The organism is Rhizobium esperanzae, from assembly GCF_014197615.1.
In the GTDB taxonomy this organism is placed as follows: Bacteria; Pseudomonadota; Alphaproteobacteria; order Rhizobiales; family Rhizobiaceae; genus Rhizobium; species Rhizobium esperanzae_A.
Map to the genome: position 1 here is coordinate 179468 of NZ_JACIFY010000012.1, position 22567 is coordinate 202034.

The 22567-nt window shown below is 62.1% G+C and carries 17 protein-coding genes and 1 pseudogene; 12 read left to right on the forward strand and 6 right to left on the reverse strand.

The window, feature by feature from the left end:
• Window positions 1–18: 18 nt before the first annotated feature.
• From GGD57_RS17720 to GGD57_RS17735, 4 genes are all read right to left on the reverse strand, one after another.
• On the reverse strand, window positions 19–1923 hold the full coding sequence (locus GGD57_RS17720) for an ABC transporter substrate-binding protein (protein ID WP_184471621.1): 1905 nt from the start codon (window positions 1921–1923) through the stop codon (window positions 19–21).
• A gap of 186 nt (window positions 1924–2109) precedes the next feature.
• A complete protein-coding gene (locus tag GGD57_RS17725) occupies window positions 2110–3618 on the reverse strand; it encodes an alpha-N-arabinofuranosidase (protein ID WP_184471622.1) in 1509 nt (502 codons plus the stop codon).
• Window positions 3619–3828: 210 nt separating this feature from the next.
• Window positions 3829–4755, reverse strand: a complete 927-nt coding sequence (locus GGD57_RS17730) for an ArsR/SmtB family transcription factor (RefSeq protein WP_184471623.1) — start codon at window positions 4753–4755, stop codon at window positions 3829–3831.
• Window positions 4756–4923: 168 nt separating this feature from the next.
• Window positions 4924–6045 (reverse strand): NADH:flavin oxidoreductase, encoded by a 1122-nt coding sequence (locus GGD57_RS17735; RefSeq protein WP_184471624.1) that lies wholly within the window; start codon window positions 6043–6045, stop codon window positions 4924–4926.
• A 101-nt stretch (window positions 6046–6146) separates the two neighbouring features.
• Between GGD57_RS17735 and GGD57_RS17740 the strand changes: the two genes are divergently transcribed.
• A complete protein-coding gene (locus tag GGD57_RS17740; protein WP_184471625.1) occupies window positions 6147–6557 on the forward strand; it encodes a winged helix-turn-helix transcriptional regulator in 411 nt (136 codons plus the stop codon).
• Between the two features lie 84 nt (window positions 6558–6641).
• Here GGD57_RS17740 and GGD57_RS17745 read toward each other — a convergent pair whose 3' ends face one another.
• Complete coding sequence (locus GGD57_RS17745) at window positions 6642–7931, reverse strand: cytochrome-c peroxidase (protein WP_184471655.1); 1290 nt, start codon at window positions 7929–7931, stop codon at window positions 6642–6644.
• Window positions 7932–8129: 198 nt separating this feature from the next.
• Here GGD57_RS17745 and GGD57_RS17750 point away from each other — a divergent pair, with 198 nt between their 5' ends.
• Window positions 8130–9674, forward strand: a complete 1545-nt coding sequence (locus tag GGD57_RS17750; protein WP_184471626.1) for an acid phosphatase — start codon at window positions 8130–8132, stop codon at window positions 9672–9674.
• Window positions 9675–9726: 52 nt separating this feature from the next.
• Here the strand turns inward: GGD57_RS17750 and GGD57_RS17755 are convergent, their stop codons facing one another.
• On the reverse strand, window positions 9727–10485 hold the full coding sequence (locus tag GGD57_RS17755) for an IclR family transcriptional regulator domain-containing protein (protein ID WP_184471627.1): 759 nt from the start codon (window positions 10483–10485) through the stop codon (window positions 9727–9729).
• A gap of 422 nt (window positions 10486–10907) precedes the next feature.
• On the opposite strand from GGD57_RS17755, the gene GGD57_RS17760 reads away from it, so the two are divergent.
• From GGD57_RS17760 to GGD57_RS17805, 10 genes and pseudogenes are all read left to right on the forward strand, one after another.
• On the forward strand, window positions 10908–13979 hold the full coding sequence (locus GGD57_RS17760) for an ATP-binding protein (RefSeq protein WP_184471628.1): 3072 nt from the start codon (window positions 10908–10910) through the stop codon (window positions 13977–13979).
• A 25-nt stretch (window positions 13980–14004) separates the two neighbouring features.
• Window positions 14005–15177 carry a YcaO-like family protein gene (locus tag GGD57_RS17765; protein ID WP_184471629.1) on the forward strand — a complete coding sequence of 391 codons (1173 nt, stop codon included), beginning with the start codon at window positions 14005–14007 and terminating at the stop codon, window positions 15175–15177.
• Window positions 15178–15186: 9 nt separating this feature from the next.
• Window positions 15187–15930, forward strand: a complete 744-nt coding sequence (locus GGD57_RS17770) for a TfuA-like protein (protein ID WP_184471630.1) — start codon at window positions 15187–15189, stop codon at window positions 15928–15930.
• A 44-nt stretch (window positions 15931–15974) separates the two neighbouring features.
• A complete protein-coding gene (locus GGD57_RS17775; protein WP_184471631.1) occupies window positions 15975–17159 on the forward strand; it encodes a hypothetical protein in 1185 nt (394 codons plus the stop codon).
• Between the two features lie 224 nt (window positions 17160–17383).
• Window positions 17384–17695: pseudogene (locus tag GGD57_RS17780) on the forward strand (hypothetical protein); the annotation flags it as partial.
• Window positions 17696–17831: 136 nt separating this feature from the next.
• Window positions 17832–18539, forward strand: coding sequence for a 3-oxoacid CoA-transferase subunit A (locus GGD57_RS17785; protein WP_184471633.1), 708 nt, complete (start codon window positions 17832–17834; stop codon window positions 18537–18539).
• Window positions 18536–19225: a 3-oxoacid CoA-transferase subunit B gene (locus tag GGD57_RS17790; RefSeq protein ID WP_184471634.1), complete on the forward strand. Its 690-nt coding sequence runs from the start codon at window positions 18536–18538 to the stop codon at window positions 19223–19225. The genes GGD57_RS17785 and GGD57_RS17790 overlap by 4 nt, the downstream gene beginning before the upstream one ends.
• Window positions 19226–19235: 10 nt before the next feature.
• Window positions 19236–20441: a 3-oxoadipyl-CoA thiolase gene (gene pcaF, locus GGD57_RS17795; protein WP_184471635.1), complete on the forward strand. Its 1206-nt coding sequence runs from the start codon at window positions 19236–19238 to the stop codon at window positions 20439–20441.
• A 49-nt stretch (window positions 20442–20490) separates the two neighbouring features.
• Window positions 20491–20973, forward strand: a complete 483-nt coding sequence (locus tag GGD57_RS17800) for a GNAT family N-acetyltransferase (RefSeq protein ID WP_184471636.1) — start codon at window positions 20491–20493, stop codon at window positions 20971–20973.
• Between the two features lie 113 nt (window positions 20974–21086).
• Complete coding sequence (locus tag GGD57_RS17805) at window positions 21087–22301, forward strand: MFS transporter (protein WP_184471637.1); 1215 nt, start codon at window positions 21087–21089, stop codon at window positions 22299–22301.
• The last annotated feature ends 266 nt before the right edge of the window (window positions 22302–22567 follow it).

The following is a 22567-nucleotide window of genomic DNA, read 5'->3' on the forward strand; positions in this document are numbered from 1 at the left end:
CGCCGGCGTTGGGAGGATTTATTTCGGTTGAGCCGGCTTCAGCTTGACCATCATCAGCCTCGAATTCGCCCAGTTCGGCACCGGATCGGTATAGGGGTCCTTGATGGTGGGGTAGCCGGTCCAGTAGGTCGTATCCATCGAGGTGAAGACGTTATAGGACATCAGCGGGATCGTCGGCATTTCGCGGGCGACGAGCTTCAGATAATCCTTGCCGAGCTCCATGCCCTTCGGATCGTCGGCACTGATGCCGCGGATGCTCTCGATGATCTTGTCGAGCTCCGGATTGGACCAGCGCTGCCAGTTGCGCGGCGGCTGAACCTCACCCTTCTTGGCGACGAACTGCGAGTGCCAGCTGTCGAGGAAGAAGGAAAGGTCGGGATCGCCGCCCCAGGTTTCGACGCTCCAGGCGATCGCCACCTGGAAATCGCCGGGCTGCAGCGCCGTCTGCCAGAGCTTCGCGGCCGGTACCGCTTTGGCGTCGATGCCGAAGGCTGCCCATTGCTGCGCAATCAGCGTGCCGGCGCGGGTGAAGACCGAGCGTGTGTCGCCCTCCACCGTCATGCGGATCTTGAAGGGCTGCCCATCAGGGGTCAGCCATTTGCCACCTGACTTTTTGAAGCCGGCCTTTTCCAGCAGTTCGCCGGCCGCTTTCGGGTCCGGTTTCCACCAGCCATAGCCGAAGGCACCGCTGATCGCCTGCGGGTCGGTCGGGATCTGGTCCTTGAACTTCGGCTGCTTGCGCAGGATATCGGCGATCTGCTGTCCGACTGTCGGGTCATACGGCTTGATCTTGCTCTTGCCGGTATCGATCTCGAAATCCTTCAGCCAGTCCTGCATCGGCGCCTGATAGTCTTTCATCGTCGCTGCCGTCGGCGGTACGCCGAGTGCCGAAAGCGTCGCCGCCCCGCGATAGCTCGCCATGTCGACGGCCTTGATGTCGATCAGCAGGGCCAGCGCCCAGCGCACATCGGCATTGTCGAAGGGCGCTTCCTGGGTGTTGAAGATCACCGCCGGCAGCGTCGGATCCGGATGGGCGAAGGGGAAGCCCGGGAACCAGGTATCGATGGTCTTCGACTTCTCCTTGAGGGTGAACATGCCCTCCGGCGTGTTGTCGTGGATGATATCGAGATTGTGCTCGAGCTGAGCGATGGTGCGTTTATCCGGCGGGCCGGGATCGGTATAGGTCACATATTTCGGGGCGGGCTCGCCGAAGCGGGCAAGCGAGGTGCGCTGCCAGTCGTCGCGCTTCTCCCAGGTATACCATTTGCCCTGCGGATCGTAGGACTTCAGCTTGTAGGCGCCGAGCGAGACCGGATTGGCGAAATCGTAGCGAAGCGGATCTTCGACCTTCTCGAACACATGCTTCGGCATGATCCAGGCGCCGTTCCAGCGCACGGTGAAGATCGCATGGAAGCGCGAATTCGGCTTCTTCAGCTTGAACACCACGGTCTGCGGATCGGTCGCCTCGACACTTGCCACCTGCACCGAGAAGGCCGCACTCCAGACCATGCCGGGATGATCCATCTGCGTCTTGACGGTATAGACGACGTCATCGGCGGTGAATTCGACGCCGTCGCTCCAGTAGAGCCCCTTGCGCAGTTTCACGGTCATTTCGGTGAAGTCGGCATTATATTGCGGTTTGTCGGCGGCGAGCGAATTGTCCCAGGCCGCGCCGCCAAGCCCCTGTTCGGGATCGATATACCAGAGCGTATCCATGGTCAGCTGCTGCAGGCCGGTGGAAACACCGCCGCCGCCATTGACCCAGATGTTGAACCAGCCGGGATTTTTGATCGTCCCTTCCGGATTTTCGACGATAAGCGTCTCCTTGCGCGGCAAGGAGGTGTAGTCATCGGCCCTCGCCGTCGCGGCCAGGCCGAGCGTGGCCAGCACGAAGCCGAATGCAAACCTCTTCCACTGTTGCATGAACTCCTCCCAAGTAAGCGACGATACGGCGGCCGCTGGGGCGCGCATGGGCATGTCGCGGTTGTCGGTTCGCAGCCACCAGGGCTTCACAGCCCTAGCCTCAATGAACCATCTCTCCGGCTCGCCTGCCTCCTCGCGGGGGAGCCGAATACCTCGGCCGGGGCCATTCGGCACCCGGCGCAGCTGTCACACCGACAGCCGGATGACGTTGTAGGACAGCGGTTTCAGCGCTGCCCGCACTCGTCCGTCTTCGATCTTGGCGCTCTCGACGGTGACCGGAGCGACCGTCTGCGGCCGCTGCGCCGTATTGACGGCTTCGAGATCGCCATGGGTCATTTCCACCTGCTCGATCAGCCGGGCGCCGCCAAACCCTTCCAGCCGCACGTCGAGATCGAGCGCTGTATCCGGGTGGCGGTTGACGGCAAAGAAGGTCAGCGTCCTGCCATCCTCGGAATGCACCGCCGAGACATCGAGATAGGGAACCTCGTTCTCCTCGTCGCTGTCATAGGTCGGGCCGTCGACGACGAGCTGCAGCGCCGTACCGCGGCCATATCGGGAGGCGTAGTAGAAGGGGTAATAGATCGTCTGGCGCCAGGCCGCACCGCCGTCTTCGGTCATGATCGGGGCGATGACGTTGACGAGCTGGGCGATGCAGGCGATGCGCACCCGGTCGGAGCGGCGGATGAAGGTGTTGAGGATACCGCCGACCTGCAGCACGTCCTCGAAATTATAGATATCTTCCAGCAGATGCGGGGCATCCGGCCACTCGTCGCGTGCCAGGATCTCCTTGTCCTGCTGATTGGAGTGATACCAGACGTTCCATTCGTCGAAGGAAATGCCGATCGTCTTCTTCGAGCGCTTTTTCGCCTTGATGTAGTCGATGACGCCGCCGATCGTGGTGATGTAGCGGTCGAGCTTGGTGGCGCGGGAGAGATAGTTGAGCGTATTCTTCTCGCGGTTGGCGAAATACATATGCAGCGAGATGTAATCGGCGCTGTCATAGCACTGCTCGAGAACCTGCGCCTCCCAATCGGGATAGGTCTTCATGTCTGAGTTGGACGAGCCGCAGACCACGAGTTCGAGCGACTTGTCGAAGCCGCGCATGGCCTTTGCCGTCTCATCCGCCAGCCGGCCATATTCATAGGCCGATTTGTGGCCGACCTGCCAGGGGCCGTCCATCTCGTTGCCGAGGCACCACAATTTGACATCGTGCGGATTGGACCAGCCGTGTTTGCGGCGCAGGTCCGACCAATAGGTGCCGCCGGGATGGTTGCAATACTCCAGGAAATTGCGGGCAGCATCGAGGCCGCGCGAGCCGAGATTGACGGCGAGCATCGGCCTGGTATTGGCCTTCTTGCACCAGTCGACGAATTCGTTGACGCCGATCTGGTTGGCTTCGCGGGTCCGCCAGGCGAGGTCGAGCCGCACCGGGCGCTCGGACCGCGGGCCGACGCCGTCTTCCCAATTATAGGCCGAGACGAAATTGCCGCCGGGATAACGGCAGTAGGGCGTATCGAGATCACGGACGAGATCGAGCACGTCGCGGCGGAAGCCGTCCTCATCGGCTGTCGGATGTCCGGGCTCGTAAATACCGCCGTAGATCGCTCTGCCGAGATGCTCGAGAAATGAGCTGTAGAGCCTGGCGTCAATGGTCGCGATGCGGAAATCGCGGTGGGCAACGACATTCGTCTTCAACGGATCCTCCCGTTTATGTATCAGGAATTTTGTTTTCTTGCCCCTAACTTGATATCAGGAATGTCGTTATGTCAACCGAAAGACGGATTTAGTCATACTAATGTGGAATGCGGAAAAAGTTGGTATTTTTCAATTGATTGAACAAGTTTAGCGATGGCTGAAACATAAAATAAATGCGATTTCTAAATCAGGATATCCGATACTGTATTTTCAGACATGTAGCCGCATGATGATGTCGCGGCCGTGATTTCCGAAGCCGCGGCCGAAGATGTTGACGCCGCCGGTGTGGCCGGCATTTTCGGCGATGCCGACCCTGAGACGAATGGAGGAATGCTGGGCAAGCGCCAGATCGCCGAGCGTGACGTTGGAGGCGGCGACGCCGTCGATGAAGGTGCCGCGCGTCGAGATCCGCCAGGTCTTCATCGTCCCGTATTGCGAACCTTCGAGCTTCCACCATGCCGGCGTGAAGGCGCCGCGCTTGTCGCCGTAATCGCCGGGCGACGTCCAGGTGCCGATCGCCATGCCGTTCACCCAGAGCGTGATGTCGGAGGGCCAGTCCGGATTGGTGCCGGGCACTTCGGAGGACAGCTCCAGCGAAAATTCGATGGCGCGGATATCCTTGTTCAACACCTTGGCATTGTTGGGGAATTTATACTCGACATAGCCCCTGCCGAACCACACCAGCCCGGCCTGCATGCGCTGCGGATCGAGGAAATAGTCGGGCACGTCGAGCGGGCCGATGACGCTCTCGCTGGAGCAGAGACCGCAGGGTGCGTGCACATCGCAGCTGGTATAGAGCCCGACCGGCATCTCGACTTCGATGATATTGTTGGCCCGCTGCGCCGCACTTTCCTCGAAGCTGATCAGGATTTCGCTATAGGTCGCCGAGCAGATTTTCTGGTTTCCCTTGCGGGCTTTCGCCAGCCGCGAATCCACCAGCCCGGCCTCTTCCAGGATCTGAATGCCGGTTGCGACGGTGGATTGGGGGAGGGAGAGCGCCTGGGCGATATCGTTGATGTTAAGCGGCCCCTTGGCGCAGAGCAGCTTCAGAATCTCGATCCGCGCCGGCGCCGAAAGCGCCCGTATCGCCTCATGATTCTCGCCCGCGGCAATCGTCAAAAACGAACGTTCCATCATTCCCCCACAATTTCCGATGTCATGATGTATATCGGAAATTATGATACGGCAAGTGGGTGGTAACTCGAAGGTATCGACGACGATCACGGGTTAGAGTCGGATGTGTCCGGAATCCGCCGATTGCAAAGGTGGGCGGAAGCCGTCTTGCATCCGCCCACCCCGCCTGCTTCAGACTAACTCGGACAAGGACGCTGGGTCGAAGCCTTTCAACTCTGAAAAATCGCCGTCTTCGACTTTGGCAACCCAATTCGGATCACTAAGAAACGCGCGTCCCACTGCTATAAGGTCGAACTCGTCGCGTTCCATGCGGTCGATTAGACGATCGAGACTAGCTGTAGGTGATCCTTTGCCTACAAAAGCGCTGGCAGTAACGTCGTTGCCGAGGCCCACCGATCCGACACCGATCGTCACCGCGCCGGTCACCTTCTTTGCCCAGCCTGCGCCATTGAGGCCATTCTCGCCATCGATCTCCGGGAACTCTGGTTCCCAGAAGCGACGTTGCGAAACGTGAAGGACATCGACGCCAGCCTCAACCAAGGGCAACAGCCAAGCCTCCATCTCTGCTGGTGTTTCCGCGAGGCGTACGCTGAAATCTTGCTGTTTCCATTGACTGACGCGCATGATGATCGGGAATTCAGGTCCCACCGCTTCACGCACGGCGCTGACGATCTCGCCCGCAAAGCGCGAGCGTTGCTTAATCGTTGGCCCTCCATACCGGTCCGTTCGTAGATTGGTACCCGCCCAGAAGAATTGATCGATCAGATAGCCATGCGCGCCGTGGATTTCGACAGTGTCAAAGCCAAGCCGCTTGGCGTCTGCCGCGGCTTTGGCGAAGGCTGCGACAGTATCGGAGATATCTTCTTCAGTCATTGCCACGCCGCGGGCATCACCGGGCGCGTCCAATCCAGACGGGCTCTCCACCGGCGCATCGGGCTCCCAACCATTGATATACCGGGTCGCTCCAGTGTGCCAGAGCTGTGGCCCCATACGGCCTCCAGCACCGTGGACGGCGTCAATGACATTCTTCCATCCCCGCAGTGCCTCATTGCCGTGAAAGAAGGGGATTCCGCTGTCGTTGCGCGAGGCAGGGCGATTGACCACGGTCCCTTCAGACAGGATCAGTCCGGCGCGACCTTCTGCCCGGCGCCGATAGTAGTCGGCACTCGCCGGCCCCGGCACGCCTTCAGGCGCAAAAAGGCGGGTCATGGGCGCCATGACGACACGATTTTTGAGTTCAAGCGATCGGATGGCGAGCGGCCGGAAAAGACTGCTTGTATCAGGACTGGGCATAAAGAGAACTCCGTTGCGTTTAATAGGCCCACAAGTATATTCTGTAGACCTGGCGTCAATTAGGCACTTCAAATCGCCTAGGTATACCGAAGGAAACCGACATGCTTGAGCTGGAGCCGCTTTGCTTTTCTTCCGAATGCCCGAGCCGGGCACTGTTCGACCAGATCGCCGATAAGTGGTCGATGATGGTGCTTGCCGTGCTTGACGACGGACCGCAGCGATTCAACGCCATCCGCCGCCGGCTGCAGGGCGTGACGCAGAAGGCTCTCACTCAGTGCTTGCGTCGCCTTGAACGCAACGGCCTGATAGCGAGAGAGGTGATTTCACTTTCGCCTGTTGCGGTGCAATATCACGTGACGCCGCTTGGCCGTACGTTGCGTGAACCCCTCCAGGAGTTGCACAAATGGACGTTGGTGAAACTGCCGGAAGTTACGGCAGCGAGAGAGGCGTTTGACAGGACTGATGGTGGGCAGAAGGCAGCGGACAAATCGCTGATCCGATTGCGCCTTTAGAGCAAACTGCGCAGAGCCAGGGCGTCTATGCTCGACCCCGATCCCGGGAAATTGCATGAAACTTCTGCCCATTCAGCGATTGCTTCAATGCCCGCTCGCCTGCGGCTGCAGATCGGCATCCGTCAGCGTCCCCAAAAAGGCGACGATGTCGTCGATCTCGGGATCGGTCAGCGCCGGCGCATCACCGGCTTTCCGGCCGAAGGGCGGGTCCTGGTTGAGATTGTCCCAATAGGCCTGCGGCAGGTCGTCATAGCGGCGGATCGTGCCGTCTGAATTTTTCGGATACCAGCGGCCGGGGTCGCTGTCGCGGGTCGCGTAGAAGGAGACGACGTCGCGCAGCGTGTGGAAATAGCCGTTGTGGAAGAAGCTCTTCTTCAAGGCGACATTGCGCAGCGTCGGCGTGCGGAACAGGCCGCAATATTCGCTGTGACCGGCAAGGTCTGTGCGCTGAGGGCCGCAAAGGCCGAGGTCGTGATAGCCGGGGTCGCGGTTGGCCGGGATTGCCACGTTGCGGGGGACTGCGAGGCCGAGGAAGCCGAAATCGGAAAAGAGCGGCGGCTCGCCGTCATTGGCGGGTTCGCTGAGATGACAGCTCGAACAATTGCCCTTTGCCGGATCTTCGAATAGCTGCCGCCCGTGCAATTCCTGCGCGCTCAGCGTCGCCTTGCCGGCGAGGAAGGCGTCGTAGCGGCTGGAATAGGGGTAGAAATCCGGGCCGCTCTCTTCGAAGGTGGCGAGCGCCTCGGCGGCGGCGTCGAATGTATCCTGCGGATTGTCGAACACGGTCTCGCCGAAGGCCGCCCTGATGTCGGCGGCGTAGGGCGCCTGGCGCAATTTGGCCGCGACATCGGCCGCATTCTTGTTGCCCATCTCGAAGGGCGAAAGCAACGGGATCTTCGCCTGATCGGCGCCGCGATCGACCCGGCCGTCCCAAGTCAGGCCGCCGGTCGGGCCGTTGTCGACGCTTTCGTCACCCTCGTCCTCGGAATCGTAATAATGCTCGGTGAAGGCGGGCACGGCCTGCAGGTAGCGAAGCGTCGGAACGGCGCGCAGGCCCGGCCGGTCCATATGTTCGCCGCCCATTTCGACCGGCGCGGCCGATGCCGGGCCGAAACCGTGCGCCGGGTCATGGCAGGAGGCGCAGGCCTGCAGCCCGGAGGCCGACAGCGACGTATCCGAGAAAAGTTTGCGGCCGAGTGCGGTCAGCGTCTCGGCCCGGGCGAAGGCCTCGGCGCGTGACATCGGGCCGGGATGCACGCCGGAAGCCGCCGCCGCGCTACTTTGCCGCAGCGGCAGAATGGCCAGACAGAGCGCTGCACCGGCCACGCCGATCGCCAGCCGGGATCGCGAAAACCGGAAAGTCGTCTTCGTCATCATAAGGATTCCAAGTGCTTAGGACTGCTTTTCATCATCATCGAACCTCGCTGCAACAAATTGATGACGGTGGTTGTGCTGCTGCTTCGTGACAGGCCCATGTCACAAAGTTGATAGATGTCGGGTCTAGCGTCTGATCGCCCCCCGAGCGTTCCCCGCTCCCTCTAGCCAACGCCCCCAGCCATGAGGTCACACCCCGTGAAAAGACTGAAGCTTCTGAATTCCATCTGCCTCGCCGGATCGGCCTTCGTGCCGCTCGCGCTCGCGGCATCAGCCCATGCCGCACCCGCCGGTTACGACAAGATCGACAATATCGTCGTCATCTATGCCGAAAACCGCAGCTTCGATAATCTCTATGGCGGCTTTCCCGGCGCCAACGGTCTCTCCAATGTCAGCGCCGATCAGGCCCGCCAGCTCGACCGCGACGGCAAGCCGCTTGCCGAATTGCCGCCGGCCTGGGGCGGCCTCACCGCCAAGGGCGTGACGCCTGCCGTCACCGAGGCGCAGTCGGCCCACCTTGCCAACGCCGCCTTCGCCATCGACGATCCCAAGGGTTTTGCGCAAGCGCCTTCGGTGGTCACCCGCGACCTCTGGCATCGTTTCTATCAGGAGCAGATGCAGATCGACGGCGGCAAGAACGACAAATTCGTCGCCTGGGCCGATTCAGGCAGCCTGGTCATGGGTCACTACGACGGCTCCATCCTGCCGATGTGGCAGGTCGCCAAGAAATACGTGCTCGCCGACAACTTCTTCCAGGGCGCCTTCGGCGGCTCCTTCCTCAACCACTTCGCGCTGGTCTGCGCCTGCGCGCCCTATTATCCCGATGCCGATAAGAGCCCGGCCAAACCGGTGATCGCCAAGGTCGATGCCGACGGCACCTCGCTTGCTGTCGCCGACAACGCGCCGAAATCGGCACTGGAGGGGGCGCCGAAATTCGTCTCCGACGGCACGCTGACGCCGGATTTCTACGCCGTCAACACCATGCAGCCGCCCTATGAGCCGAGCGCCAATCCGCCGGCCAAGGACGGCGATCCGGCCTATGCCGATCCCAATGCGGCAACGACCCTGCCGCCGCAGCACGAGACCACCATCGGCGATCTCCTGTCGCTGAAGGGCGTCAGCTGGGCCTGGTATGGCGGCGCCTGGCAGGCGGCCCTTGATGGCAAGAACGCCACGCCGGTGCCGAACTTCCAGTTCCACCACCAGCCCTTCAACTACTTCGCCAATTTCGCCCCCGGCACCCCGGCGCGTGCCGAACATCTGAAGGATGGCGGCCTGGCCGGCGAGGCCTTCCTCAAGGATATCGACGACGGCAAGCTGCCGGCCGTCTCCTTCTACAAGCCGCAGGGCAACCTCAACGAACATGGCGGCTATGCCGATGTTTCGAGCGGCGACCAGCATCTTGCCGATCTCGTCTCGCATCTCGAGAAGAGCCCGCAATGGGGCCATATGCTCGTCATCGTCACCTATGACGAGAATGGCGGCTTCTGGGATCACGTCGCTCCGCCGAAGGCCGATCGCTGGGGCCCGGGCAACCGCATTCCGGCCTTCGTCATCTCGCCTTTCGCCAAGGCCGGTACGGTCGATCACACCCAGTACGACACGACCTCGATCATCCGCCTGATTACCGCGCGCTACGATCTGCCGGTTCTGCCCGGCATCGTCGCCCGCGACACGGCGCTGCGTGCCAACGGCCAGCCGCCGATGGGCGACCTCACAGCCGCGCTCGACCTGGCGCACTGATCTCGCGCGCGGCCCCGGCTTTGACCGGGGCCGCGCGCCGTCAGGCTTTTCTTCACCGGCGCAGCAGCGGCCGCAAGGCGGCCTGCGTTTCCTTCAGCAGCTTGAGATAACGCGCCTTCATCTCGGCGGCCGGAACAAGGGCGGCCGGCGCGCCGATATTGATCGCCGCGACCGTTTCGCCGCGATCGTTTTCGATTGGTACGGCGATCGAGCAGAGGCCGATCTCCAGCTCCTGATCGATGATGGCATAACCTTCGGCGCGCACGCGGCGGAATTCTTCGATCAGTTCCTCCGGGTCGGTCCGGGTCTTTGCCGTGTTCTGCTTCAGCTCGCTGCGGGCGAGGATGGCGCGCGCCTCGTTGTCGGAAAGGGCTGCGAGCAGCACCCGGCCCATCGAGGCGCAATAGGCGGGCAGGCGGCTGCCGGGGGTGAGATTGATCGACATGACCCGGCGCTGCGCGGCTCGGGCGATATAGACGATCTCGGTGCCGTCGAGCACCGAGGCCGAGGCGCTCTGGCCGGCCTGTTCGGAGAGATGATCGAGATGCGGCTGCAGCAGCGCCGGCAGCGGTGTGGCCTGGAGATAGGCATGGCCCAGCCGCAGGATCTTCGGCGTCAGGGTGAAGAACTTGCCGTCGTAATCGGCATAACCGAGCTCGGCGAGGGTCAGCAGCGAACGGCGCACAGTGGCGCGATCCAGCGCCGTCAGCTTGGCGGCCTCGGCAATGGAAAGCCGCGGGCGCGTTTCGCCGAAGGCTTCGATGACTTTCAGGCCGCGGGCAAAGCCGCTGACGAAATCTGTTTCGCGCATGGTTCGGTTTATGGATGCTCTCTTGGTTCGACGTTCGACCAATTTTCTAGAGCATGTCGCGCAAAAGCGTGCAGCGGTTTTGCGATAACGACATGCGTAAAAACAAAGACCTAAAGCACGAGAAGCGAATCTGAAAGATCGCGACGCGCTTTAGCGCATAAGCCCGGAGATCGGAATCGGTGTCGGAAAGGATTAAGCGCAGTTTCAAAGTGATAGAGCGTCGCGCATCTGAAAAGACCCTCAGCGCTCCAAGGACAGTTTTTTCTGCACCCTCGGAACCGATCCTTATTTGATCCGGACGCTGCGGCATAGACGACTCGATTGGAAGGAGGTCTCCACATTCCCAGCCGACAACCCGGATAAGTCGTGATATTATCGCCGAAGTAGCGTGGTTATCGACACTCGGAAGGCAGGAGGCCTGTATGAGTCGCGACACGCCGATCGATAAGCAGGGGCAATCTACCGACGTTTCGACTGGCGATGGCCGTCCTTCCCAACATGGCGGCGAGCGGCGGGTCGTGACCGCGCTGTGTTATGATCTGATCGGCTCCACCAATCTCTTCAATCTGATGGATATCGAGGACTATCAGGATATGATCGCCGCCTTTCAGCAGGCGGCGCGGCAGGCGATCACGGCGCATTCCGGCGTCGTCCGCGTCGAAGCCGGCGATGGCGGCGTGGCACTTTTCCCGATCGAGCTTGGGCCCCGCGATGCCGCCTCGGCGGCGATCCGCGCGGGCCTCGGAATCGTCAAAGCATGTCAGCGCCTCGCCGGCGATCTCATTCGGGACGATCTGCACGTGCGTGTCGGTGTTGCGACCTCGGTTGCCCTGATCCGGGATGCGCAGCTGCAGAACTGGATACACGAGCCGGTCACGGGCGCAGCGCTTGCGCTTGCCACAAGGCTTGAGGCCGCCGCCGAATCCGACAGCGTGCTGGTTTCGGAAGAGACCCGCAATCTCGCTGGCCGCTCGCATGCCTTCGTTCCGGAAGGCGCGCGCATGTTGAAAGGTTTTTCCGCACCCGAAAATGTCTGGAGAGCAATCGGCCGCAAACGGGAGCTCGATCGGTTCCACGCATTCGGAAGGCTGGACGGCACCTTCGTTGGCCGCGCCGCCGAGCTTGGCCGGATAGAAAAGGCCTGGAACGCTGCCGTCAGAGGCAAGGGCAAGGTGCTTGCAATCACCGGCGAGGCCGGCATCGGCAAGTCGCGCCTGCTGCGGCAAGCCCGCCACATGATCCATGCGCAGCCGGCACGATCGCTGTTCTTTCAATGCCTGCCGGGAGGGTTTCGCTCGACGCTTCACCCGCTGCTGAACAGCTTTCCCCAGCGCCGCTCCCACGCTGCAGCTGGCGGGCCGCTGACGGTCGAGGCGGTCGCCGCCCAGTTCGCGCGCCACGGCATCGGGGATCCCGAAGTGATCGGCATATTCTCGCATCTGCTCGGTGCGGATGGGCGCAATGAAACTCTCTCCGACAGTTCTCCGAAGACGATACAGAAACGCGCGCGGCAGGCGCTTTCGAAAGCATTGAGCGTCATATGTGAGCAGGCGCCGCTCGTCATTGTCGTCGAGGACATTCATTGGATCGACCCTACGTCGGAGCACCTGCTTCGCGAAGCGGCGCGGCTCGTACCCACGCTGCCCGCCCTGCTGATCCTCACCAGCCGGCGGGGCCTCACTGCCGGCATGTTCGACGGCGACGAGCCGGAACATATCTCGCTCGGTCCGCTCGACCGCGATGAAACCCGGCTGGCGATCGCCGCACGCTGGCCGAAGCATCGCCGGGAGGCATTGCCGCAGCTGCTCGAGGCGAGCGAACGCATCTCCGGCGGCGTCCCGCTTTTCATCGAGGAAATATGCCAATGGGCATTCGATGCGGCGGCTGAAGATGCGATGGACGTGCCGGAAAATCCGTCCCGCAATCATGTTTCGGTCTTCGAGGGCATCTTGAATTCGCGGCTCGAACATTTGGGTTCCGCCAGAGACGTGGCGCGCGCCGGGGCCGTCGCCGGCGATCGTTTTACCGTCTCGCTGCTTCGCCCGTTGCTGCCGGATACAAGCCGGAAATCTCTCCTGCATGCCGCCGAAACGCTGTGCGAGACCGGATTCCTGACCCGGCTGCGTGCCCATGGCGGCGTTGCCTATGGCTTTCGCCACGCGCTGATCCAGGAAACCATCTACAACGGCCTCTTGAAAACGCAGCGCCAGCTTCTCCACCGCCGCCTGTTCATGGCGGCCAACAGCAATCCGGCGATCGCGAGCTGGCTGGATACGGGTGCGCTTGCCGAGCATGCAGAATCCGCCGGCCTGCTGCCGCAGGCGGTTTCGCTGTTCTTGCAGGCCGGAAAGGAGCACGCCGGCCGATCGGCGATGGTGGAGGCGCGCCACCATTTCGAGCATGCTTTGGCACTTTGCGAGACCGTGCCCGACGCTGTTTCGGATGAATTGTGCCTGTCGGTACTGATGGTGCTTGGACCGCTGCTGACGGCGACGGTCGGACCCAACTCGGCGCCGGCGCGGAGGCTTTATGAAAAAGGCGTCGAGATCGCACGCCGCCAGCCGAAGGAAGATCAGCCCAAGTGGTTTCCGCTCTATTGGGGCTGGTGGCTGACCGGCCAGAATTTCACGGAAATGCACAGCCGCGCCCGAGAAGTTCAGGCCATGCTGTCCGGGATAACCGATCGCGAGATCGAGTTGCAGGTCAACCATTCGATCTGGGCTATAGAGTTCAACGTCGGAAGGCAGCAGGAGGCTCAAAAAGCGATACAGGCGGGGCTTGCGCTTTACGACGAGGAGGCGGCGAAGGCGAGCCGCAACGTCTTCGGCCACGACGCCAAGGTCTGCGGTCTCGGACAGCTGGCGCTGTCGCTCTGGCTGACGGGGCAGACCGAAGAATCCAGCAGGGCGCTCGCCGAGATGGTCGCTTTTGCCGATCGGATCGCGCATATGCCGAGCAAGTCGCACTCGCTCGATACCGAGGCGGTATCGGCCTTCTATCGCAACGATCACGCCCGCCTGATGGAGATTTCGGCCAGGATGGGCGATTTTGCCAAAAGGCACGAACTGCAATCCTTGTCGGCACTGGCGATGGTCTTTCGCGGATGGTCGACCGCGCATGTTGAAAATCTCTCCCGCGGTCAGGAGATTTTCCATCAAGGCCTGGCGCTCCTAAGGGAGCTCGGAACCGTCGCCGATCTGCCGATCTATCTCTACATGCATGCGACCATGCTCGGCCAGGCGCGGAAATATCAGGCGGCGATCGAGGTCGTCACCGATGCTATCGGCGAAGCGAAGGCGACAGGCCACCATTATTGGCTGGCCGAGCTTCACCGCCGTCGCGCGCTGCTGCTGTCGAACGCCAAGGCAGGCGAGGCGGCTCTGCTTGCGGATCTGAGGACGGCGCTCGTCATTGCCGAAGAGCAGGGCGCGGTTGCCTTGCTGCATCGGGCGCATCGATCGGCAAAGGAGCTCGACCTTGCCGGCGATCTCTGACGTTTGCTCCGCCGACGGGAGGGAAATGCTCTCGGCATTTTATGCCGGCATTATCGACGCAAACATACCTCTCGCGGCGGCGGAGGACCCTGAGAGTGCCGAAGCCTATTTCCGCTCCTTGCGGCCGTTCTGCCGTCGAGCCCGGATCACACGCATCGCCGATCTCACAGGACTCGATCGGGTCGGACTTCCGGTCGTCCAGGCCATACGACCGGCGGCATTGTCTGAAGTCACCTCGCTCGGCCGTGGAATGTCCAGAACGTCTGCCGCGATCGGAGCGGTCATGGAATCGCTCGAGCGACTTTACGCCGAGGCAATCCCCGCCTCCCGTGTCTTCCTGTCGACCGCAGAAAGCCTGGGGATCGGCGCTGGATCTTTCGACGGTTTCTGCCTTCCGGCTTCTCGGGCGAATTGGCGCGACCGCCAGGTCGACTGGATCATGGGTGTGGATATGGCAACCGGCGCTGCCGCGCCGATCCCGTTCGAACTTGTGCACACGATCTATACCGATCCGCCTCCGCCCCATGATGGCGTTTTCATGCGCACCACGACAGGCCTTGCTTGCCACAGCTCGGACTTCGGCGCCCTGCGGCATGGGCTGCTGGAATGCATCGAAAGGGATGCGATTGCCCGGGCCTTCGAAACCCACGGATTCATGGACCGGATGAGGCTGCCGGTGCCGGAATTGGGCATAGTAGTTCAGGATGTTCTCTCGGATATCGCCGGGCTCGGAATATCGGCTGCCTTCTGGCGAGCCCCTTCGCCGACAGGGATTCCGGTCGTCTGGTGCCAGACGATCGAAGCCGGCGAAGGCGAAGCCGTGCTGGCCCTCCCGACGGAGGGTTATTGTGCCGGTCTCGATCTTCACGGCGCGGCGTTCGGCGCCTTGCTGGAAGCATTGGCGGCCCGGGCCGGGGCGATATCCGGTGCGCGCGACGACCAGACGCGCAAACATTATGCGAGGCCAAGCAGGGCCATGCTGACTGACGCCCGCAATCTCATTCTGGGTGAAGGTGGTCCAACGATCGAGGTGGAGATTTTGCCTGCGGTTACCGACCTTGCCGATCTCCTGGAAAGGATCGTTTCAGCTGGCCTGGGGCCGGTTCTTGCCGTTCCAGTCGCCTCTGAAGACGATCCGGATATTCATTGCGTGCGCACGGTGCTGGCGGGCATGCGCCCTTTTGCGGTCGAACGGTGAGGGCGCGGGATGGATCAGAAAGCGGACGGCCCCATACTCGTCTTTCTTGGTCCGACGCTTGGCTTGCCGCAGGCGCAGCGCATTCTGGACGCCGTCTATCTGCAGCCGGTTTCGCAGGGAGACATCATTCTTGCCGCCCACGCATTTCGTCCGAAAGCGATGGTCTTGATCGACGGTCTTTTCGAGGACAGGCCGGCCGTGCGCCACAAGGAGATTCTCTGGGCGCTGTCGCAGGGGATCGTGATGATCGGAGCCGCAAGCATGGGGGCGCTCCGGGCAGCCGAGTTGCATCCATTCGGAATGATCGGCGTCGGTTTGATCTATCGATGGTACCGGCGTTGGCCGCTGACGGCGGAAGATGCCGTCGCGGTCCAATGCGGCCCCGCGGAGCTCGGCTTCACGGCTTTGACCGAGGCGCTGGTCGATCTGCAGCGCAGTTTTACGACGCTTTATCGTCGTGGCCTGATTGCCAAAGCCGAGATGGATGCCGGCCTCACCGCCGCCCGGCGGCTCAATTTCCGCGACCGCTCCCTTCGAAAGGTGCTGGCCGCAGCGCAATGGCCAGCGGAGACATCGGCCCTGCTGCGCAGCCATTGGATCGCGCAGAAGACGGCCGATGCGCGCCTCGCGCTGCGGCTCGCCCCAACCCTGTCGAAGTACAAGCCTGCGGGGCAATCTTTTATGGTAACCAATACCTTTCTGCGCGATCTGGAAGCCGGATCTATTGACATCAGTTTAGTTAGCAAGTACTAATTTAAGTTGTTGCCATATAACTCATCTAATTGAGTAGTTGAGCTATGGAATTACCTCCTGACATATCACTTAAAAGGACCGAGCCGGGACTTGGTACTCGATTCTGGATATTTCCCCAGCCGCCCTTTATCCTTGGATATGAGCAGCCGGATCGCGTTTTGCTGTCGATATTGCCTGACGAGATCGCTGATGGCCCCAGCGACGTATCGATGTATGTCGCCGATCCGCTGTACGACAAGGAGCCTTATGGTTACAGGGACTTGCCGCCGTTTCGCGGCCCCCGGCGGCGTTCCGTACGGCCCGGGCCGGACGGCAATTTCGATGGTCTCGACCCAAGATCGCGCGACTATCTCGGCGTCCATGCCTATGCTTGCATTCATTTCGTTCTGGAGGCCTGGCGTAACTATGTTGCGCGGCCGATGCATTGGTTCTTTTCCGATTTCTACCCGCGGCTCGAAATCGTTCCCTTCGTCCGGTGGGACAACGCGCAGGCGGGCTTCGGTTTCCTCGAACTCGGTTACTCGGACGCAGGTGGTCAGCAATGGCCCTATGCGCTGAATTTCGATACGATCGCGCATGAGATCGGTCACCTCATCACGCTGTCGCAGACGGGGGTTCCCGGCTCGCTTTCCCGTGACGCGGACTTCTTTCCCTTCTCCGAAGCGATCTCGGACAGCATATCCCTGATCTCCTTCCTGCATTTCGATTCCGCCATCGACCGTCTGCTGCGCCGGACGAAGGGCAACCTCCTTCTCTATAACGAGCTCAACCGCTTTGCCGAGACGAGCCCGGAGACGCAGATCCGCCTTGCGACCAATTTCCGGCGCATGTCGGAAGTCACCAGCGAGGTTCACGACCGCTCATTGCCCTTTCTCGGTGCGATCTTCGATACGATCGTCGAGCTCTACCACCGGGAACTGGTCGCCAGCGGCTGCGCCGATCACCGTCTTCTCTCCGTCAATCTTCGCGATCTGGCGCAGGACGAGTTCGACTGGTTCCGGCAATCGACGGCGACGGCCTGCCGGGACCGGCCGCTCTTCTTCAAGCAGGCCTTGACCAAGGCAAGGGATTCCGTCGGCGCGGCGATCGGCGCAGCGCTTCACAGGCTGGACCCGGACACGATGCGGCTTGGGGACGCCGCGCTGGCAATCATCTCTGCTGCGGATCTACAGACTGCGGCGCAATTAGAGGAAAACTTTGTATGGCGTGAAATCATCGGCTCGCGGTGAGCCGGAAAAGGAGAGGGGAAATGAGTTGCTGCTCTGAAAATCCGTTCATTGGAACAGGTAAAGTGCCATTCAATCCCAGCGAGGTCCGTCTCTACGGGCGAAAAGAATTTTGTCCCGGCAAGGACGCAAGGCCGATGCGAGATGGCGATCCCGAAGCGGGTTCCGACAAAATCAGGCTCAAGGTCGGCAACTGCTACATTCCGATCGATCCCGGCAATGTCGGGATCATCAGCATCGGCGTGATCTATGGCTATGCCTATGAGGGCCACTGTTACAAGCTGCCGAAGCCGAAGATCATGTGTCTTCCCGTCGAGGCCACGGAGATCCTCGGAGACGGCTGCGGGTGCGATTGCGGTTACTCGCGGGAGCTCGGCTATTCGGTCTGGTCGTTGGACAAGCTCGAACGGGTCATCGCCTTCGACCTCCGCGCCGACGACCTCAAGACGCTGGTGCTCGACGAAAACCTGCCCGGCAACCGGTCGCCGCTGGCCTATGCGCAAACACAATTGCTGGCACCGCAGCGGCTTCGCGATTGAGTCCAATTTGTGCGATATATGAACAAATATCAAATATCGCACAAATTACCTTGCCCTCTGCCCTGCCTAAGCTTTATCTCTGAGGCTGGAGGATAGGACCGGCAGGTCCTTCCGCACAGCCAAGGAGAATTCCCGCATGGACAAGACAGTCGGGAGCACGGCTGAGGCCGTCTCCGAGATCGGTGACGGCGCGACCGTCATGATCGGTGGTTTCGGCGGCTCGGGTGCGCCGATCGAGCTGATTCATGCCTTGATCGACAAGGGTTCGAAGAACCTGACGGTGATCAACAACAATGCCGGCAACGGCCGCATCGGCATCGCCGCAATGATTGATGCCGGCTTGGTCCGGAAAATGATCTGCTCCTTCCCGCGCTCCTCCGATCCGCGCGCCTTTACCGATAAATACCTGGCCGGCGAGATCGAACTCGAGCTGGTGCCGCAGGGAACGCTGGCCGAGCGCATCCGCGCCGGCGGCGCCGGTATCCCGGCCTTTTATACGCCGACCGGCTATGGCACGGAGCTGGCCGAAGGCAAGGTCATCGCCGAATTCGACGGCCGCCATTATGTGCAGGAGCGTTGGCTGAAGGCCGATTTCGCGATCGTCAAGGCTGAGATCGGCGACGTCCAGGGAAACCTCACCTACAACAAGGCCGGCCGCAACTTCAATCCGCTGATGTGCATGGCCGCCGCCAAGACCATCGCCCAGGTCTCCTCCATCGTGCCGGCTGGCGGCATCGATCCCGAACATGTGGTCACCCCCGGCATCTTCGTCGACCGCGTCGTCACCGTTCCCCATCCCCAGCAGGAAGAAGAGCTCATCCGAGCCGGAGTGGCCTACATATGACCATTGATATCAGGGACGACATCAAACTTTCCAATGCGCAGATCGCCTGGCGCGCCGCCCAGGACATTGCCGACGGCGCCTATGTAAACCTCGGCATCGGCTTTCCCGAAATGGTCGCCCGCTACCAGCCGCCCGGCCGTCAGGCGATCTTCCACACGGAAAACGGCATCCTCAATTTCGGCGAGCCGCCGGCTGCCGGCGAGGAGGACTGGGACCTGATCAATGCCGGCAAGAAGGCGGTGACGCTGAAGCCGGGTGCTGCCTTCTTCCACCATGCCGACAGCTTCGCCATGGTGCGTGGCGGTCATCTCGACGTCGCGATCCTCGGCGCCTATCAGGTCGCCCAGAGCGGCGATCTCGCCAACTGGCGGGTCGGCAGCAAGGGCGTGCCGGCGGTCGGCGGCGCCATGGACCTGGTGCATGGCGCCAAGCAGGTCTGCGTCATCACCGAGCACGTCACCAAGACGGGCGAGCCGAAGCTGGTGGAGAAATGCGCCTTCCCGCTGACCGGCGTCGCCTGCATCACCCGCGTCTATACCAGCCATGCCGTCATCGACATCGTCGATGGACGCTTCGTTCTGCGCGAGAAGCTCGCCGCCATGTCGCTCGAGGAGTTGCAGGCCATGACCGGCGCGGCCCTCCATGTCGAAGGGCCGGTTGGCGACCTCGTCGTCCCGAAACTCTAAAGGAAAAGCCATGACCGAAGCCTTTATCTGCGACTATATCAGGACGCCGATCGGCCGCTTCGCCGGCTCGCTTTCGCAGGTGCGTGCCGACGATCTCGGCGCCATCCCACTGAAGGCGCTAATGGCGCGCAACGGCGGCGTCGATTGGGAAGCCGTCGACGACGTGATCTTCGGCTGCGCCAACCAGGCGGGTGAGGACAACCGCAATGTCGCGCGCATGTCGGCGCTGCTCGCCGGCCTGCCGATTGCGGTGCCGGGCACGACGATCAATCGGCTTTGCGGCTCCGGGATGGATGCGGTCATCACCGCGGCGCGCGCCATCCGCGCCGGCGAAGCCGAGCTGATGATCGCGGGCGGTGTCGAAAGCATGTCGCGCGCGCCCTTCGTCATGCCGAAGGCCGAGACGGCGTTTTCGCGCGCCGCCGAAATTCACGACACGACGATCGGCTGGCGCTTCGTCAATCCGCTGATGAAGAAGCAGTACGGTGTCGATTCCATGCCGGAGACCGGCGAGAACGTCGCCGAGGATTATCACGTCAGCCGCCAAGACCAGGATGCCTTTGCCGTGCGCAGCCAGGCGAAGGCCGCCGCCGCCCAGGCGAGCGGGCGGCTGGCGAAGGAAATTACCGCAGTGACCATCCCGCAGCGCAAGGGCGATCCCGTCATCGTCGAGAAGGACGAGCATCCGCGCGCGACGACGATCGAGGTGCTGGCGAAACTCGCCACGCCCTTCAAGAAGGAAGGCGGCACGGTGACGGCAGGCAATGCCTCCGGCGTGAATGACGGGGCGGCGGCGCTGATCGTCGCGTCCGAAGCGGCGGCGCGGAAATATGGGCTGACCCCGATCGCCCGCATCCTCGGTGGTGCTGCGGCCGCCGTACCGCCAAGGGTGATGGGCGTGGGTCCGATCCCGGCCTCGCGCAAGCTGATGGCCCGGCTCGGTATGACGCAGGACCAGTTCGACGTCATCGAGCTCAACGAGGCCTTCGCCAGCCAGGGGCTGGCGGTGCTGCGCGCCCTCGGCATTGCCGATGACGATCAACGGGTGAACCGCAATGGCGGCGCAATCGCGCTCGGCCATCCGCTCGGCATGTCCGGCGCCCGCATCACCGGCACGGCGGCGCTGGAGCTTGCCGAGACCGGCGGAAAATATTCGCTGTCGACCATGTGCATCGGCGTCGGGCAGGGGATCGCGATCGCGCTCGAAAGGGTTTGAATTCGGTCAATCCATTGCGCGTGATGACCGGCTTCTGTAGAAATCGGGCATGCTGATCCGACCCGCAGACATGAACGATCGAGACGCCATCTGGAAAATCATCGGCCCGACGATCCGGGCCGGCGAGACCTATGCGCTCGACCGCGATCTCTCGCAAGCCGATGCGCTCGCCTATTGGATGGGGTCGGATCGCGAGACCTTCGTCGCCGAAGAGGATGGCGTCGTCCTCGGCACCTACTACATCAAGGCCAATCAGGCCGGCGGCGGGCGGCATGTCTGCAATTGCGGCTACATGACCGATGCTGCCGCGGCCGGCCGCGGCGTTGCCCGCCGAATGCACGAACATTCGCTGGAGCATGCCCGTCTGCGGGGTTTTCGGGCGATGCAGTTCAACTTCGTCGTCAGCAGCAATCGGCGTGCCGTCGCGCTGTGGCAATCCCTCGGCTTCGAAATCGTCGGCCGCCTTCCCGGCGTCTTCCTCCATCCCAGCGAGGGTTATGTCGACGCGTTGGTGATGTTTCGCGCCCTGTAGGGCTGCCCGGCGAAAAACATGCGTGGGGCTGTCGAAATCGCGGCGGCTCAAACGTCTTGAGATTGCGGGGCGCAGGCGCCGCGATCACTCTGTCGGCATGGAGGTATGAAGCCATGAGTGTTTCCTATCGTTGGGTCATCGTCGCTGCGGGCGCTTTGATGACATGCGTTGCGCTCGGCGCGATGTTCTCGCTGGCGATTTTTCAGGAGCCGATTGCCACCGCCACCGGCTGGTCGCATGTCGGCATCGCCAGCGCGATGACGCTGAATTTCATCGTCATGGGTTTCGGCGGTTTCCTCTGGGGTGCGGCCAGCGACCGCTTCGGCCCGCGCATCGTCGTGCTGATCGGCTCCGTGCTGCTCGGGCTGGCGCTGGTGCTTGCAAGCCGGGCCGAGACGCTGCTGCAGTTCCAGCTGACCTACGGCATCCTCGTCGGCCTGGCCGCCAGCACCTTCTTCGCGCCGATGATTGCAGCGACGACCGCCTGGTTCGACGAGAATCGCGGCCTTGCGGTGTCGCTCGTCTCGGCCGGCATGGGTGTGGCGCCGATGACGATTTCGCCTTTCGCGCGCTGGCTGATCTCGGCCTATGAATGGCGGCCGGCCATGCTGATGATCGGTATCGGCGCCTGGCTGCTGCTGGTGCCGGCCGCTTTGCTGGTCAGGCGTCCGCCCGCCGCGGCCGCGGAAGCCGGAGCCGGCTTCGCCGTCGACGGTGCCCGGCCGCAGCTGTCGAAAGTCTTTCGATCACCGCAATTCATCGTGCTGGGCCTGACCTTCTCTGCCTGCTGCGCGGCGCATTCCGGGCCGATCTTCCACATGGTGAACTATGCGACGATCTGCGGCGTCGCCCCGATGGCGGCCGTCAGCATCTACAGCGTCGAGGGGCTGGCGGGCCTCGGCGGCCGGCTGCTCTATGGCAGCCTTGCCGACAGGATCGGGGTGAAGCCGGTGCTGGTCGCCGGCCTGCTGGTGCAGGCGCTCGCCCTCGCGACCTATCTCTTCGTCAGCCAACTCGGCGAATTCTATGCGCTCGCCATCGTCTTCGGCAGCGCCTATGGCGGCGTGATGCCGCTCTATGCGGTGCTGGCGCGGGAATATTTCGGGCCGCGCATCATCGGCACGGTCTTCGGCGCGGCGACGATGCTGTCGAGCATCGGCATGGCCTTCGGGCCGCTGATCGGCGGCTGGATCTTCGATACGTTCGCCAATTATTCCTGGCTGTTCATCGGCTCGGCGATGGTGGGGCTTGGGGCCGCGGCGATCGCGCTGGCCTTTCCGCCTTTTGCCCGGCGGGAGCAGGAGGCGGTTTTGGGCGCGTCGTCTTGAGGAGGTGGAGATCGGCGAGGTCTGCCTCGAGAAAGACCCCTCCCCAACCCCTCCCCACAAGGGGAAGGGACTAAGCTGGCGCGCTGTATTGTGCCAAACAGCAAATCTTTTCTGCAGATGAAACGGTGAAGTGGAATACGCGGGTGCGGCACTTTGGTCCCTCCCCCTTGTGGGCAGGGCTATCGCATATGAGCAAAGAGCTGGAAGAAGAATTCTTTGTTCCAGTTTGCTCTGCGCATTTTGCTTGCGATGGGCTTGTCGAGCGG